14 protein-coding genes are annotated in these 15,559 nt (G+C 68.4%); 8 read left to right on the top strand and 6 right to left on the bottom strand.

Features of this window, described 5'->3' with window-relative positions; all coding sequences use genetic code 11:
- The first annotated feature begins 28 nt into the window (after positions 1–28).
- Complete coding sequence (locus ON27_RS36545) at positions 29–1,015, top strand: GlxA family transcriptional regulator (protein WP_083888084.1); 987 nt, start codon at positions 29–31, stop codon at positions 1,013–1,015.
- Between the two features lie 221 nt (positions 1,016–1,236).
- Here the strand turns inward: ON27_RS36545 and ON27_RS43675 are convergent, their stop codons facing one another.
- The 5 genes from ON27_RS43675 to ON27_RS40555 all read right to left on the bottom strand — a co-directional run bounded on the left by ON27_RS43675 (position 1,237) and on the right by ON27_RS40555 (position 5,595).
- A complete protein-coding gene (locus tag ON27_RS43675) occupies positions 1,237–1,647 on the bottom strand; it encodes an alpha/beta fold hydrolase (RefSeq protein WP_157227819.1) in 411 nt (136 codons plus the stop codon).
- A 170-nt stretch (positions 1,648–1,817) separates the two neighbouring features.
- The gene (locus tag ON27_RS36535) at positions 1,818–2,489 is read right to left on the bottom strand and encodes a fasciclin domain-containing protein (RefSeq protein WP_043738168.1); all 672 of its coding nucleotides are present in this window, start codon (positions 2,487–2,489) and stop codon (positions 1,818–1,820) included.
- A gap of 456 nt (positions 2,490–2,945) precedes the next feature.
- Complete coding sequence (locus tag ON27_RS36530; protein ID WP_043738166.1) at positions 2,946–3,857, bottom strand: universal stress protein; 912 nt, start codon at positions 3,855–3,857, stop codon at positions 2,946–2,948.
- Between the two features lie 329 nt (positions 3,858–4,186).
- Entirely contained in the window at positions 4,187–4,834 is a 648-nt protein-coding gene (locus tag ON27_RS36520; RefSeq protein WP_043738163.1) for a response regulator transcription factor, read from the bottom strand.
- Positions 4,835–4,992: 158 nt separating this feature from the next.
- Positions 4,993–5,595 (bottom strand): Rv1733c family protein, encoded by a 603-nt coding sequence (locus ON27_RS40555; RefSeq protein ID WP_157227817.1) that lies wholly within the window; start codon positions 5,593–5,595, stop codon positions 4,993–4,995.
- Between the two features lie 401 nt (positions 5,596–5,996).
- Here ON27_RS40555 and ON27_RS36510 point away from each other — a divergent pair, with 401 nt between their 5' ends.
- The 5 genes from ON27_RS36510 to ON27_RS36490 all read left to right on the top strand — a co-directional run bounded on the left by ON27_RS36510 (position 5,997) and on the right by ON27_RS36490 (position 10,119).
- Positions 5,997–6,848 carry a ribosome hibernation promotion factor gene (locus tag ON27_RS36510; RefSeq protein WP_083888083.1) on the top strand — a complete coding sequence of 284 codons (852 nt, stop codon included), beginning with the start codon at positions 5,997–5,999 and terminating at the stop codon, positions 6,846–6,848.
- Complete coding sequence (locus tag ON27_RS36505; RefSeq protein ID WP_043738161.1) at positions 6,845–7,051, top strand: hypothetical protein; 207 nt, start codon at positions 6,845–6,847, stop codon at positions 7,049–7,051. The genes ON27_RS36510 and ON27_RS36505 overlap by 4 nt, the downstream gene beginning before the upstream one ends.
- A 514-nt stretch (positions 7,052–7,565) precedes the next feature.
- On the top strand, positions 7,566–7,793 hold the full coding sequence (locus tag ON27_RS44545) for a hypothetical protein (protein ID WP_218003104.1): 228 nt from the start codon (positions 7,566–7,568) through the stop codon (positions 7,791–7,793).
- 84 nt (positions 7,794–7,877) lie between these two features.
- The gene (locus tag ON27_RS36495) at positions 7,878–8,243 is read left to right on the top strand and encodes an ArsR/SmtB family transcription factor (protein WP_245560532.1); all 366 of its coding nucleotides are present in this window, start codon (positions 7,878–7,880) and stop codon (positions 8,241–8,243) included.
- Positions 8,244–8,466: 223 nt separating this feature from the next.
- Positions 8,467–10,119 carry a SulP family inorganic anion transporter gene (locus tag ON27_RS36490; RefSeq protein WP_373282822.1) on the top strand — a complete coding sequence of 551 codons (1,653 nt, stop codon included), beginning with the start codon at positions 8,467–8,469 and terminating at the stop codon, positions 10,117–10,119.
- Between the two features lie 84 nt (positions 10,120–10,203).
- Here ON27_RS36490 and ON27_RS36485 read toward each other — a convergent pair whose 3' ends face one another.
- Positions 10,204–11,973, bottom strand: a complete 1,770-nt coding sequence (locus tag ON27_RS36485) for a GAF domain-containing sensor histidine kinase (protein ID WP_083888081.1) — start codon at positions 11,971–11,973, stop codon at positions 10,204–10,206.
- Between the two features lie 598 nt (positions 11,974–12,571).
- Here ON27_RS36485 and ON27_RS36480 point away from each other — a divergent pair.
- Positions 12,572–13,642, top strand: a complete 1,071-nt coding sequence (locus ON27_RS36480; protein ID WP_245560531.1) for an MFS transporter — start codon at positions 12,572–12,574, stop codon at positions 13,640–13,642.
- Between the two features lie 98 nt (positions 13,643–13,740).
- Positions 13,741–15,559 (top strand): molybdopterin-dependent oxidoreductase (locus ON27_RS36475; RefSeq protein ID WP_373282824.1); only part of this gene is annotated, 1,819 nt, incomplete at its 3' end.

Raw genomic sequence — 15,559 nt, 5'->3', positions numbered from 1 at the left:
TCGACCAGGGAAGTGCTAGAAATCGCACATGTCGTGTGGATCCTCGCATCGGGTGGTCGTGATCGTCGACGAGGGTTCGAACCCGTTCGAGTTGGGTGTCGCGACCGAGCTGTTCGGGCTGCGGCGCCCGGAGTTGGGTCGACCGTGGTACGAGTTCCGGCTGTGTGCCGAAGGGGGTGCGGCGCGGATGCACGGTGGGTGGTTCACGCTGAGCGAGGTGGATGGGCTGGACGCGGTAGCGACGGCCGACACAGTGATCGTGCCGAATCGGCCGGACCCGGAGGCGGGGTGCTCACCGGTAGTGGTGCGGGCCGTCCGGCAGGCCGCGGAGCGAGGCGCGCGGTTGGTGAGCTTCTGCACCGGGGCGTTCACATTGGCCGCAGCCGGCGTTCTCGATGGGCGTCGGGCCACTACCCACTGGCGGTGGGCCGAGCGATTCGCCGCACGCTATCCCAAGGTGCTGTTGGAGCCTGACGTCCTCTACGTCGACGACGGTGACGTGCTGACCGCCGCAGGCAGCGCTGCCGCGCTGGATCTCGGCCTGCACCTCATTCGTCGCGACCACGGCGCCGAGATCGCCACCGCGGTCAGTCGCCGCCTTGTCTTCGCCGCCCACCGCGACGGAGGGCAACGGCAGTTCGTCGAACGCCCCATCGCCGGTGTGAAAGACACGTCTCTGGCACCCGTACTCGCTTGGGCCCGAACATGTTTGGACCAGCCCATGACAGTTGCCGACCTCGCCGCCCGCGCAGCGGTCAGCCCAGCCACCTTGCACCGTCGCTTCCAGGCGGAATTGGGAACCACACCCTTGGCGTGGCTGACAACCGAACGCGTCGCGCTGGCGTGCCGGCTGCTCGAACGTGGCGAACAGAACCTCGACCGTGTCGCCCGCGCCAGCGGACTGGGAACCGCGTCCAACCTCAGGGCGTTGATGCGCCGCCGAATCGGCGTGACTCCCAGCATGTACCGCCGCCGATTCGGACCCATCACGACACCTCCCCCCTACCCCGGGTAGTGAACTACCGCGCCACCCGATGCGCGAGAGATGGCATCGTAGACGTCCGCGATTCGGCCACTGCCGGACGCGGATCCCCGGGACCTGTGGCCGAGGTCGGAAAAGGGTATCGCGGACACGGCGTCGGCCGGGCGGGCCTGCGGGCCGCGCTCGTTCAGCAACCGCCGCACGAACGCGACAATCTCATGCGGTGCTCCATCGACGGTGCTACGAGCCGGAACCTACTGCCGGGCAGCGGCGTGAGCGCGCGCATCCATGCGGGAAAGCGCCCGGTGATCTCGCGGACCGGGCAGTGTAGCGTCGACTCCCCTCAGGAGGCGGTAGGCACCGGCTGCCAGTCGCCGCTCGTGGCCTTCCGGTAGAAGTCGATTTGGTCGGCGATGACGGTGTCGCGTAGGGCTGAAGGAGAAGTGGGTGCCGGGGTAGATCCGGAACTCGCCGTGCGGCGCGGCGTCGGCCAGCGCGCGAGTGTTCTCCACCGGTGTCTCGTGGTCCTCGGCGGCGGCGCAGACCAGCAATGGGCACGACAGTCGCGCGGCGGACTCCGCCGGGCGGTAGCGCATCATCGCCAGCAGGGCGCGGGGAGCGACGAGAACGCGGAGCCGATCTCGAATCGAGCTGAGCGGCGTCACGAGCCGCCCGCCTGCTGGTGATCGCCGCGACACGGCGGAGGTTGCGGTCGCCGGCGAACTGTGTGCGCGAAGGGAGGTTCGACACCGGTCGTTCCGCCGGGCGGAGGCGAATTGCGACCCCGGGCAGAGCGAACGGCTCACCACCGTACGGTCTGCCCGAGGCCGGCCCGTCATGCCGCAGGGGGCGTCAATACTGCATCGATCAGGTACACGGTGGCGTTGGCGGTCTGCAGGCCCCCACAGATCACACCGGCATCACCCACATCGAGATCGTCACCGCTGCCGGTCACCGTGACCGTGGAGCCCTCGACGGTCTTGTGGTCACCCGCGATCTGGTCCGGCCCCAGTCGCCCCGGCACCACGTGATAGGTGAGCAGCTTGGTGAGCGCGGCCGAATCGGTCTTCAGTGTTTCGATCGTCGCGGGATCAACCTTGGCGAAAGCGTCGTTGACCGGCGCGAACACGGTGGACTGCGCGCCGTCGAGGGTGCCGACCAGGTTGACCTGCGGGTTGAGCTGACCGGACACCGCGGCGACGAGCGTGGTGAGCAGGGGGTTGTTCGACGCGGCGACCGATACGGGTTCGGTCGCCATGCCGGCCACCGAACCCGGCCCGGTCGGCACCTGCTCGGCATACGCGGCGCAGCCCGGGCCGACGGGAGCCGCCGCCGCGGGCGTCCCCGTCGACGTGGGCGATGTCGTCGCCGCGGTCGTCGTCATGGCGGCCGGACCGGTGGTCGTGGTCGCGGAGGACGTGTCGTTGTCGTCCCCGCAGGCCGACGCCCCCAGGACGGCAGCTGTGACGGCCGTAGCGAACAGAAGTGATCGTTTCGGATTTCTCATGGTGGGTCGCTTCCTTCGGTATGAACCTCAGCGATCGTGGTTCTCATTGCGTGCGGATGCGTGCCGGAGGCGGTTCGGTCGAGAGAGCCACCGCCGCGTTCACGCGCTTGTGCGGGAGCGCCGCTCGGGCGCATCTTCACTCCAAAGAGTCTGGCACCGAAATCCCGGGAATGCATCGTTTTTGCGTCATTTGGAAGATAAATTTTTGCTGAGAGTTTGCCTGACTCAACTCCGGCAACCTGAAATTCCTCCGGGAGAGCTGACTCGCGAGCGACGCGAGCCCGGCCGACCTCACCGACGAATACAGCGTCGGCCGCTGCACCACCCACCGGATCGTCAGCGGCACCGCGCCACAGTCACAGCAGCCACGGCACTCACCTACCCGCGCCCGACCCCTGCGATCGCCGCTGGTCGAGGCACTTCGTTGGTTTCGCGCGATGGCTACCGGGACCCCAACTAGTTCTCGTGGGCGACCATGACCGGGCAGTGGGCATGATGGGTGAGGAAGTTGCCGGTGGAACCGAGCAGCAGGCCGCGAAATCCGCCGCGGCCGCGGCTGCCGACCACGAGCAGCTGCGCGGACTTCGACCACGCGCTGAGCAGATCGCGCGGCGACGCCACACCGATCTTGGTGGTCACCTTCACGTCAGGGAATTTCTCCTGCCACCCGGCCAGTTGTTCGGCCAGCATCTGCCGTGCCGCGGTTTCGAATTCGCGAGCCGGGAGCAGGCCGGTGAGCGCGGCAGGTGGATGGAAATCGGTGGCGGCGTGCACCGCGACAAGAGATGTGCCGCGGACGCTCGCTTCATCGAATGCCGCGGCGACAGCGACCTCGCCGACTTCGCTGCCGTCGACGCCGACCACGACGGGGCCGGTGGTCCGGGTCCGCTGCTCGCTGCCGGTGTCGCGCACGACCACGATGTCGCCGTGGCCGTGCGCGGTCACCGCGAGCATTGTCGATCCGAAGTGGGCCATTTCGCCGCCCCGTCCCGCACCCAGCACGATCAGATGCGCTGATCGCGATCGCTCGACGAGCAGCCTGGCGGGATGGGCCGGCGACAGCTCGGTTTCGACTCGCAGGCCGGGGTCGACCCGGCGGGCGAGCCGGGCCGCGGTCGCCAGCCTGGCGGCGCCTTCTTCCCGCAACGTCTCGGCGACCGCGGGCACCATCAAGTCGTACATGCCGAAAACAGCCTGTGCAGCAGCGAGATCGAGGCCGTGCACGATGCGCAACGTGCGGCGCCGGTGCACAGCGGTCTCGGCGGCCCAGTAGACGGCCAGATCAGAGTTCTCGGAACCATCGACACCGACCACGACAGGAGCTCCGGCCAGCTGGTGGGGGTGGTTGAGAGCAGGCTGGGCTGACATGAGCTGGTCCCTTCGGATCCGGTGATTTCGGCTATCCGTAGGTTAGGGATCCCTGCCCCGCGCCTGCGCCGGTCGTTGGTCCCGAACCAGCGGGCCCAAAGCATCTTCGTCGCAGAGTATTTCGCGCACGAACGCGGGCCCGGGCCAGCGCAGTCGCGCGGTCCGTCCGCGCTGCCCGAGGTCCGGGTCGTCGACGAAACCATACCCAGCGACGACCGAGCCGCTCGGCACGACCAGGTCCCGGGTGTTCGTAGGAACGAGGCAGCCGGGCGGCCGGTCCTGCCTCGGCGCAGCACTCGGCCTTGCCTAGGTCCTCGGGCGTGCTGGGTTCACTCCCCGTTCGTGGGCGGGTTGAGTTTGGATGCCAAGACCGCGGCTTGGGTGCGCCGTTCCACACCGAGCTTAGTCAGCAGCCGGGACACGTAGTTCTTCACCGTCTTCTCCGCCAAGAACATCCGCTGTGCGATCTGCCGGTTCGTCAGCCCCTCGCCGAGCAGCCCCAGCAGGACGCGTTCCTGGTCGGTGAGCGCGGCCAGCGGTCCCGTCTTGGCCTCGGCCTCGTCGCGCAACTTCGCCATCAGTGCCGCGGCGGCCCGATTGTCCAGCAGTGATTTGCCCGAGCCGACATCACGGATTGCGTCGACGAGGTCGGTCGTTCCGATGTCCTTGATCACGTAGCCACTGGCGCCGGCCAGGATCGCGTCCAGCATGGCTTGCTCGTCGGTGAACGAGGTGAGTATCAGGCAGCGCAATCCGAGTTGCTGGTTCAACAGCTCGCGGCACAGTTCGATGCCGTTTCCGTCGGGCAGCCGCACGTCCAGCACCGCGACATCGGGTCGCAGTGCGGGAATACGCGCCAGCGCCTGGGATACGCTCCCCGCCTCACCGACGACCTCCATATCGCTCTCGGCGTCGATCAGGTCGGCCACGCCGCGCCGCACGATGTGGTGGTCGTCCACCAGGAACACCTTGGTCATGCCGATGCACCTCCGTCACCCATGCCCTCAGCGTAATCGCACTCCTGCCGGGTACGCCGGAGTTGGTCCCCCGATTGGTGACCGAAGAGTCTCGGCCGTGCGCGGAGAGCGGCGTTGTCCCCGTACCCGCTGTGGGTGTCGCCGCCGCACCGGCACACTTACGAGTCCTGTCCGAGCGGGCGGCTGATTCGGCGCCATTCTCGATCCCAGGTCGCGGCGCGGCGCGCATCGAGCAGCCGGTCGACACCCCAGGTGAGCAGGAGCGCGCCTCCCCAGGATCCAGCGAGCAGGGCGAGACCAGCACCGACCCCCTCCCCGACCGCGGCATCGGTACCCTTCGGCGCGGTGGTGGGCTGCCCGTCGGGTCCGAGCCAGATCGGGACCGTTGCGCCGAGTGCCGATCCGCTCGGAACCGCGACGATCGCGGTTCCGGTTTCCCCGCTGTGATTCCACTGGACCGCCGCCTCATACCGTTCGTCGGCCGTCCCGTGCTCACCGGTGGCGATCACTGTCCGCTGCGGCTTCGCCATGACAGTCGCCGTCGTCTCGGTCTTGGTCGCGTTCTCGACGCGGATGCGCGCAACGGCGTCGGTGTAACCGGCGGTGCCCGCTGCTCCCGCGAGCGGCACCGCGAGCAGCGCCACCGCGATCGCGAACATACCGGCCAGCGCCTGGATTCGGTCCGACGCGCGGATCAGCGAGTTGGTTCGCCACGGACGCATACGCCACAGCCGTACGGGCAACGGAGGATACCCGGACACTCAGATCACCCTCTTCGGACGGTGTCCACTCTTCGGTTCGAAGTGTGCTCGATTCGTTGTGTCGAGGATCCCGGGTGCGCGAGTCGAGCAGCAGAGACAAAGGTCATCCGGCCCAGGAGCCAACCGGCCCCGTTCGGTCGTCCGAACCGCCTCCGCCCAGCCGATGCCCGGGGTCGACGGCGTGCGACGTCGCGCTGCGCGGGCCTTCGGCCGGCTGCGCACGGGCGAGAGCCTCGCCCCATCGAAATGGCCGCCGACGCTTCGCTTCACAAGCCATGTGGTCGGGGATGCCGACGCACGCGCAGGGGCCCGTAGCGGATGCGTGGCGGTGGTCCATTGCCGGACGCGACGGGACTTTCGGCCCTCTCGGCACCGTCCGCAGCGGTGTGAGAGTCGATCGCATGAGTAAAGCCACTGCGACGGATTCCACACTGCGGACCACGGATTCGGCACTACAGATATCGATCGGGCACCATGTCTCCGCCGCGGCGGCCGACTACGTACGGCTGAAGGTGGGCCCGGCTTTGGATCACGCGCGGGAGCCGTTGCTCGGGGCGCGGGTCCGGGTCACCGGACACGCCGACCCTGCGGTGACACGGCCGGTCGTCGCGCAGGCGAACGTGAACGTGAACGGTCGCGCGGTGCGGGTTCAGGTCGCCGCCGCGACCACCAGGGAAGCGATCGACCTGCTCGCCGCCCGATTGAAGACCCGCCTCGAGCGGCTGGCGCGGCACTGGCAGGCGGTGCGGGGCGGACGGCCCGGTCTGCGCCCACAGCACTGGCGCCACGACGACCCCGCCCGCGCCGCGCTACCGCACGGCCTGGAAGCCGCCGAGCAGCGACGCATCGTCCGGCGCAAATCGTATGCGCTGGTCGGCGAAACCTGCGACGAGGCGGTCTTCGACATGGAGACCATGGACTACGACTTCCACCTGTTCACCGAATCCGGCACCGACGTCGACAGTGTGCTCTACCGTGCCGACGACACCGGTTACCGTCTCGCGCAGGTGAGTCCGCGGCCGGAGGCCGTCACCAACGGTGCCATGCCGTTCACCACGAGCCCGATACCCGCGCCGGTGCTCGAGGTCCAGGACGCCATCACGCGACTGGAGCTGACCGGCCTGCCGTTCGTCTTCTTCCGTGACAAGGCCTCCGATCGCGGCAGCGTGCTGTACCACCGCTTCGACGGCGACTACGGCCTGATCACTCCGCCGACGCGGCGTGCGGATCCGACCCGCGAGGGAAGATCATGAATCTGCGCCACGCACCGCTGTATGTGCTCGCGCTGACCGTCCTCGTCACCGCACTCGTCCTGTCCGGCCTGCCCGCTTTCTCGCTGCTGCTGTTCCAGGTCGTCCTGGCCTGCCCGCTCCTGTTGCTCGTTCTGACCGGCGGCGACAGCGGCGGGCGCCGAGCTTCGAAGTGCGTTACCCGATCCGACGCACAAGCCCGCTGACACGGCTGTCGGAGGCGCGTCACCCGTGGGAAGCGGTGCGGCAGAATGCCTGGGCAGCGGTCGAAGCTGTCCCGCGCCGTCGGCGACTGCACATTCTCACCTCGGTGGCGCTGCCGGGCGACTTCGGTCCCGGGATGACACTGAGCGATACGGACGTGGAATGGGTGCGTCGCTGGCATGAGGCCCCTGCGCGGGTGACGTGCGGCGCGCCGACAGTCAGGGAATCGACGGCTCGGGACTGAGCCCTCCTCCGAGGAGTGCATCATGCGGGCATATGACAACTACTTGCGCTGGTTGTACCGCAGGGGTAGGCCGAACCTGTTCGCTCGGATTCGAAATCGTCTCTCGGCTCGGGTTTTCGCCGCGGGGATCGCGCCGCGCTTGGTGGCGGCACTGGGTGTCCGCGGGCGGCGCAGTAAGCGTGTGATCTGGTTCCCGGTGGTGCTCACGGAGTTCTGCGGCCAACGCTATGTGGTGTCGATGCTGGGCAAGAACGCGAACTGGGTTGCGCAACGTGGCCGCCGCCGAGGGCCACGCCCTGCTGCGTCACGGCGACAGTGAGGAGGTTCGGTTGAAGGAGGTCGACTCCGGACAGCGGGCGGCGATTCTGCGCCGGTACGTGCGTGTGGCTCCCGGAGCCCGCCCGCACATACCGGTCGGCCCGGACGCTCCGCTCGCCGACTACGAGCGGATCGCGTCGGACTACCCCGTCTTCCGCATCGATCCCGTGCCGACCGGCTGACCGTCGGAACGTGCTCGCGTGGACCCGTCGGCGGCCGACTTCTTCGCTGTTTGCTAAACTCTGCAGATAGCAAGGTGGTCGCCGATGCCGATGGTCAGCGGAAGGGAGCGGGCGCTGATGCCTGGACTACAGAGACCGCTGTACCAGATGAAAGCCGATTTCTTCAAAACGCTCGGTCATCCCGTGCGGATCCGCGCGCTGGAGCTGCTCAGCGACCGCGAGCACGCGGTGTCGGAGATGCTGAGCGAGATCGAGGTGGAGGCGGCGAATCTGTCACAGCAACTGGCCATCCTCCGCCGCGCCGGCTTGGTCACCGCCCGACGTGAGGGACTGTCGGTGACCTACGCCCTCACCTCGCCGGAGGTCGCCCAGCTCCTCGCCACGGCGCGCGCCATCCTCACCGGCGTGGTTGCCGGACAGGCCGAAGCGCTGGAGCAGGAAACCGGCTGAGCCCGCGTGCTCGGAAGTCACCGAGACGCGGCCAATAGTTGCAGAGTTTCTAAACTAAATGTTTCGTGAAGGAGAGACCCGTCGTGACCGAACGTTCGGCTACCGCCACCGGAACGGTGCCCGCACCGACCCACAACCCAGCCATCCCCGCCTCGGTGGCTGGGGTCGCCGGGCGAGAGCAACTGCCGACGTCGAAGATTCGTCCGGCAGACGCGCGGTGAGCGTGCGCGCGTTGCTCCCGAGGTGGTCGGATTGGAAGCCCGCCGTGCACGCCCCGGGCGCGGACCTGCTGTCGGGGCTGCTCGTCGCCCTCGTCGCGTTGCCCCTGGCACTCGGATTCGGGATCAGTTCCGGACTCGGCGCCGCGGCAGGCCTGGCGACGGCGGTCGTGGCCGGTGCGGTGGCGGCGGTGTTCGGCGGATCCCGATTCCAGGTGTCGGGCCCGACCGGCGCCATGACGGTGGTGCTGGTGCCGATTTTCCATCAGCACGGCGGCAGCGGGGTGCTGGCCGTGGGCTTGATAGCCGGCCTCGTGCTGGTGGTTCTCGCGGTCGCCGGGGTCGGACGGGCGGTACGGTACATGCCGGCCCCGGTGATCGAGGGGTTCACCGCCGGCATCGCGGTCGTCATCGCGCTGCAACAGCTACCCACCGCTCTCGGCATCTCCGACGCCGAAGGCGAGAAGGTCTGGCAGACCGCCTTCCATGCCGTACGCGAGTACGTCTCACATCCCCACCATCTGGCACTCGCGACCGCGCTGGCCGTGGCCACGGTGGTGCTCGTCGGCGGCCGGTACCTGCCGAAACTGCCGTTCGCGCTGATCGCTGTCGCCGCCGCCACAGCGGCGGGGCAGGTGTTCGACCTGGCCCTCGCACCCATCGGGACGATCCCGTCCGGATTGCAGCTCCCCACCATAGGTTTCCTGCACCCGGAGCAGTTGGCCGAATTGATCGTTCCCGCTTTGGCGGTCGCCGCCCTGGCGGCCTTGGAGTCACTACTGTCGGCCACTGCCGCCGACGCCATGGCCGTCGGAACCCGCCACGACCCCGACCGTGAACTGTTCGGTCAGGGCCTGGCCAACATCGCCGCCCCCCTGTTCGGCGGCGTCCCGGCCACCGGAGCGATCGCTCGGACAGCGGTCAATGTTCGCTCCGGCGCACGCACCCGGCTTTCTGCGGTCACCCACGCCGTGGTGCTCGCCGCCCTCATCTATCTCGCCGCGCCACTGGTCGCCGACATCCCCCTGGCGGCACTCGCCGGAGTACTGCTGGCAACCACCGTGCGCATGGTGGAGACCGCGTCCTTGGCCGCCATCGCCCGCGCTTCCAGAGCGGACGCGGCGATCATGGCCGCCACCTTCTTCGTGACGGTCGCCCTGGATCTGGTGACCGCGGTCGCCGTCGGCGTCGGCATCGCGATCGTTCTCGCCTTACGATCGGTCGCCAAAGAAGCGCGACTGCACCAGATTCCGCTCGGCGACCAGACCGACGACACCGATCATCTGACAGAGGAACACGACCTGCTGCACGACCACATCGTCGCCTACCGCATCGACGGCCCGCTGTTCTTCGCCGCGCACCGCTTCCTCCTGGAACTGACCGAGGTGTCCGACGTGCGTGTGGTCATCCTGCGCATGTCCCACATCACCGCCCTCGACACCACCGGCGCCCTCATGCTCAAGGACGCCATCGGCAAACTCGAACACCGAGGCATCACCGTGCTCATGTCCGGACTGCGCGCCGACCACCACCGGCGACTGGCCGCTGTCGGCGCCCTGCCCTCGGGCGGGCAGGCGCACATCTTCGCCCACACCCCGGACGCGATCGCGCACGCCCGCGGATTCGCGCCGGTCGTCAGCGAGTCACCCAGCCGATGAGTTCGGAACCGCGACCGGCGCGCGCGGCAGATCGGGCGCGTCGCGGCGAAACGTCACCGGCCGCGGGCGGGTTCGACCGCGGAATCAGCGCGCCGACCCATGCGGCAGCGGAACCGACCAGCGGACAACCGTGCCGCCGGCGGGGCCTTTCCCGGCGCTGAAACTGCCACCCGACTCTTCGGTCCGAGCGGCCATGTTGGCCAGCCCGCTGCGCCGGGAGAGCTCCTCGGGCAGGCCGATACCGTTGTCGGCGACTTCGAGGACGACGTCGTCGCCGATATTGAGCTTGACCGAGACCGTACTGGCATGCGCGTGCCGAACCACGTTGCTGAGTGATTCCCGCAGCACCGCTTCGACGTGGTCGAAAATGGTGGAGGTCAGCACCGACACCGGCCCGGCCAGTCGGATCGAAGTGCGCAACTCGGTTTCCGCGGTCATCTCGGCCACCACGGCGTGCAAGCGTTTGCGCAGGACCGGCGCTTCCGCGGACGTGCTGGAATGCAGATCGAAGATCGAGTGCCGGATATCCTGCACGATGGTTTGCACGTCGTTGATGGTCTCGCTGAGCCTGACCTTGACCTCGGGTGTGCGGGCGCGCTGCGCGGTGCCCTGCAACGACAGCCCGACGGCGAAAAGCCGTTGGATGACGTGGTCGTGAAGGTCGCGGGCGATACGGTCGCGTTCGGAGACGACGTCGAGTTCGCGCATTCTGCGCTGACTGTTCGCCAATTGCAAGGCCAGGGCGGCTTGATCGGCGAAGGCTGTCATCATCGTCCGGCCCGCGGCGTCCAAGGTCGGCATCTCGGCCGAGCGCATGACGGTCAGGACGCCGATGACCGACTGCCCCGCCCGCAACGGCGAGGTCAGCGCGGGACCGTACTTCACGGACGAATCCAGCCTCAGGCCGCCGCCCGGTCCATCAGCCCAGCAACCTTCCAGGTCGCGGTAGGCCGCGCCGGTGTGTGACCCGTCGAGCGAGATGCGCTGGCCGAGGATCCCCTCGGCGTCGGCTCCGGCCGCCGCGGCCACGACGAGTTCGCTGACCTCCTCCGACGGCATCTCGGGATCTTCCTGCAAGGCGAGATAGGCGCACACCGACTCGGTCAGCGTCAGCACGCGTTCGGTGATCAATTCGAGCACTTCGGCCGGTTCCCCGCCGGCCAGCACGACCGCCGCGACATCCTGCGTGGCTTCCAGCCACTGCTGCCGGATCCGGGATTCCTCGTAGAGGCGGGCATTGGCGATGGCGATGCCCGCCGCGGCCGCCAACGCCTGCACGACGACCTGGTCGTCTTCGGTGAACTCCTGACCGCCTGCCTTCTCGGTCAGATACAGATTGCCGAAGATCTCGTCGCGGACCTGGACCGGCACCCCGAGGAAGGTCTTCATCGGTGGATGATTGGCGGGGAAGCCGACCGACGACGGATGCGCGGACATATCGGCCAGCCGGATCGGTTTCGGCTGCTCGAACAGTAGCCCGAGCACACCGTGCCCGCGCGGCAAATCACCGATCAGCACCCGGGTGCGGTCATCGATGCCCTCATACACGAACTCGGCCAGCTCCTTGGAGTTCTTGTCGGTCTCCCGCACGCCGAGCGCACCGTAGCGGGCATCGACCAGTTCGATCGCGGTATGGACGATCGCCCGCAGCGTGTTGTCCAGCTCCAGGCCGGCCGTGACCACGAGCATCGCCTCGATGAGCCGATCCATCTGATCGCGCACGCCGACGATCTCCGTGATGCGATCCTGCACTTCGGCGAGCAACTCACGCAGTCGGGATTGGGCCAGCGTGCCGATCACCGGCGGTCTGCCTTCTAGGCCGTACTCGGTCGATGCACCTTGCATACCCGACATTCTGGCACCCACAGACCACCCTTGGCAGCACGACGCCGACCCCCGAGGAAGATCGCACCGGGCCGGGCAGCCCATCCGCGAGCGACGACCGCGGGTCCTGCCTTTGGCGAGCTGGCGGGCGTGCCGTGGCCCCATCGCCACCCGGCGGCGGTCCGCCGACGAACGTCCGCACCCGGCCCGCCGCACGAGGCCCGGTCCCGACAGGGAGATCGCCCGCACGAACCGGGCGGGCGTTTACGCCGAGGCGTTGGGAGGAACGTTATTCACTGTCGACCTCCGTTAGGGCAATCCGGCCTGCAGTCGCGAGCCGGTGGGCCCTAGCCGGTCGACCGCTATATGACGGACGCTCGGCCGCCACGCGGACGGGCCTGAGACGATACGAGCGACGGGTCCGGCGACACCATGACTTCCAGCCCTTACACAGCACAGTCCAACTTCGCGGCGGGCCCGGCGCCACACCGCGCCGCTGTCGACGTGACATCCGTGACTTGGCAACGGGGGGTGATGGTAGCGCTGGCCACGATCGGGTTCGCGGTCAATTTCTGGGCGTGGGCGCTGCTGAGCCCCCTGGGGTCCGCAATTCCAGGATGCCCTGCGATTGAGCGCCTTCGAGCAGGCGCTGCTGGTCGCGGTCCCGGTGGTCGTCGGCTCGGTCGGCCGGATCCCGGTGGGGGCGTTGACCGACCGGTTCGGAGGCCGGGTGATGTTCCCGGCGATATCGATCATCACGATCGTGCCGGTGTTGTTCATCGGGCTGATCGGGCACGGCTCGCTGATGGCGCTGCTGATCGGCGGCTTCTTCCTGGGTATCGGCGGCACCGCGTTCGCGGTCGGTGTGCCGTTCGTCAACGCGTGGTTTCCGCCGCAGCGGCGTGGGTTGGCGATCGGGGTGTTCGGCGCCGGGATGGGCGGCACGGCGATCAGTGCGCTCACCACGGTGCGGCTGGTCGACCTGGGGTCGACGGCAACACCGTTCCTGGTCACCGCCGGAGTGCTGGCGGTCTACGCCGTGGTCGCGGCGGTGTGGTTGCGTGACGCGCCGGGCCGATCGGTGCCGACGGAATCGGTGGGCAGGCGGCTGGCCGATACCGCACGGCTGCCCCTGACCTGGCAAGCAGCGGCGCTGTACGCGGTGGCCTTCGGCGGGTACGTGGCGTTCTCGGTGTATCTGCCCGCCTACCTGAAGTCGGTCTACGGGCTGACCCAGGCCGACGCGGCCAACCGGATGGCCGGCTTCGTGCTGCTGGCCGTGTTGATGCGCCCGGTCGGCGGCTGGTTGTCGGACCGCGTCGGCCCGGTCCGGGTGCTCGCGGCGGGCTTCTCGGTGGTGACCGTCGCCGCTCTGGTGCAGGCGTTCACCCCGGCTCTGATGCCGGTGAGCACGGTGGCGTTCCTGTCCATGGCCGCCGCGCTGGGCGCGGGCAGCGGCGCCGTGTTCGCCTTGGTCGCGTTGTTGGCCCCCGGGGACAAGGTCGGTTCGGTGACCGGTGTGGTCGGCGCCGCCGGAGGACTCGGCGGATTCGTGCCGCCGCTGGTGATGGGCGCGCTCTTCGGCGCACTGGGCTCCTACGCGCTCGGGCTGGCCGCACTGGCTGTCGTGGCCGCGGCCACCGTCGGGTTCACCCTGAACACCGTGCGCCGTTCGGTGCTCACGCACACCCGGCCATGAGCTACACGTTGCCGTGATCCAGCACCATCTTCAGGAGGAATGACCCGGTGAACACCGAGGCCGAAAACCACTCCCGCCCGGCGGGACTGGATACCGAATTGACCGACGCCCTGGTGGCGACGCGCAAATTCTTCACCCGCGCCCAGATATCCGACGACAGTCGGACGCTATATCAAATCGGCGGCAGAGGCGCGGACCAGTTCTACCGGGACCGCTGGAGCCACGACAAGGTGGTGCGTTCGACCCATGGGGTGAACTGCACCGGGTCGTGCTCCTGGAAGATCTACGTCAAAGACGGGATCATCACCTGGGAAACGCAGCAAACCGACTACCCGTCGGTGGGGCCCGATCGCCCGGAATACGAGCCGCGCGGCTGCCCGCGTGGCGCGGCGTTCTCGTGGTACACCTACTCACCGACCCGGGTGCGCTACCCGTATGTCCGGGCGGTGCTGCTCCAGATGTACCGCGAAGCCAAAGCCGCCACCGGCGACCCGGTGACCGCGTGGGCGCGCATCGTCGAGGACCCCGAACGTGCGCGCACCTACAAAGCGGCGCGCGGCAAAGGTGGGCTGGTGCGAACGTCCTGGGACGAGGCCGCCGAGTTGGTCGCTGCCGCGCATGTGCACACGATCGAACGCTACGGGCCCGACCGGGTGGCGGGGTTCTCCCCGATCCCGGCGATGTCGATGGTTTCGCATGCCTCCGGTGCTCGGTTCGTGTCGTTGCTGGGCGGGACGATGCTGTCGTTCTACGACTGGTACGCCGACCTGCCGGTGGCCTCGCCGCAGGTGTTCGGGGATCAAACCGATGTGCCGGAGTCCGGGGACTGGTGGGATGCCGGGTATTTGATCATGTGGGGTTCGAACCTGCCGGTGACCCGGACCCCGGACGCGCACTGGATGGCCGAAGCCCGCTACCGCGGTCAGAAGGTGGTGGCGGTCTCCCCGGATTACGCCGACAACGTCAAGTTCGCCGACGAATGGCTCGCGGCGGCTCCTGGAACCGACGGGGCGCTGGCGATGGCGATGGGGCACGTGGTGTTGCAGGAGTTCTTCGTGCGACGGCAGGTGCCGTACTTCCTCGACTACGTCAAGCGATTCACCGATCTGCCGTTCCTGATCCGGCTACGGCCGCACGGTGACTCCTATCTGCCGGGCAAGTTCCTGACCGCCGCGGATCTCGACGGTCACCGCGAGGTCGAGTCCGCCGCGTTCAAACCCGTCCTGCTCGACGCGGCGACCGGCGAGCCGGTGGTGCCCGGCGGGTCGCTGGGATTCCGCTACGGCGAACAGGGCGCGGGCCGCTGGAATCTGGATCTCGGCACGGTCGACCCGATGTTGTCGGTCTACGGCGGCGAGGTGGCGAACGTCGACCTGCCCAGGTTCGATCTACCCGAACCCGGCAGTCTCCGGCGTGGGGTGCCGGTGCGCCGGATCGGCGGGCATCTGGTGATCACCGTCTTCGATCTGCTGCTGGCGCAGTTCGGTGTGCGGCGCGACGGCTTGCCCGGGCGCTGGCCCTCCGGCTACGACGACGCGGGTGAGCCCTACACCCCCGCCTGGCAGGAGACGATCACCGGTGTTCCCGCACCCGCCGTCGCGCGGATCGCGCGGGAGTTCGCGGCCAATGCCGAGGAATCACGCGGCCGGTCGATGATCATCATGGGCGCGGGCACCAACCACTGGTTCCACTCCGACACCATCTACCGCGCCTTCCTCACCCTGACCACCCTCACCGGCTGTCAGGGAGTCAACGGCGGCGGATGGGCCCACTACGTCGGACAGGAGAAATGCCGCCCGGTCACCGGCTGGTCACAGCTGGCCTTCGGATCGGACTGGTCACGGCCACCGCGGCAGATGATTCAAACCGCCTACTGGTACCTGCACACCGACCAGTTCCGCTACGACCACTTCAGCG

Source organism: Nocardia asiatica NBRC 100129 (assembly GCF_000308415.1).
In the GTDB taxonomy this organism is placed as follows: Bacteria; Actinomycetota; Actinomycetes; order Mycobacteriales; family Mycobacteriaceae; genus Nocardia; species Nocardia asiatica.
The sequence above is the reverse complement of the archived record's forward strand: the minus strand, read 5'-3'. Positions and strand labels throughout refer to the sequence as shown.

Coding starts and splice junctions, on each gene's coding strand:
- ON27_RS36545 (WP_083888084.1), top strand. CDS start 29: ATGTCGTGTGGATCCTCGCATCGGGTGGTCGTGATCGTCGACGAGGGT.
- ON27_RS36535 (WP_043738168.1), bottom strand. CDS start 2,489: ATGAGAAATCCGAAACGATCACTTCTGTTCGCTACGGCCGTCACAGCT.
- ON27_RS36530 (WP_043738166.1), bottom strand. CDS start 3,857: ATGTCAGCCCAGCCTGCTCTCAACCACCCCCACCAGCTGGCCGGAGCT.
- ON27_RS36520 (WP_043738163.1), bottom strand. CDS start 4,834: ATGACCAAGGTGTTCCTGGTGGACGACCACCACATCGTGCGGCGCGGC.
- ON27_RS36510 (WP_083888083.1), top strand. CDS start 5,997: ATGAGTAAAGCCACTGCGACGGATTCCACACTGCGGACCACGGATTCG.
- ON27_RS36505 (WP_043738161.1), top strand. CDS start 6,845: ATGAATCTGCGCCACGCACCGCTGTATGTGCTCGCGCTGACCGTCCTC.
- ON27_RS36495 (WP_245560532.1), top strand. CDS start 7,878: ATGCCGATGGTCAGCGGAAGGGAGCGGGCGCTGATGCCTGGACTACAG.
- ON27_RS36485 (WP_083888081.1), bottom strand. CDS start 11,973: ATGTCGGGTATGCAAGGTGCATCGACCGAGTACGGCCTAGAAGGCAGA.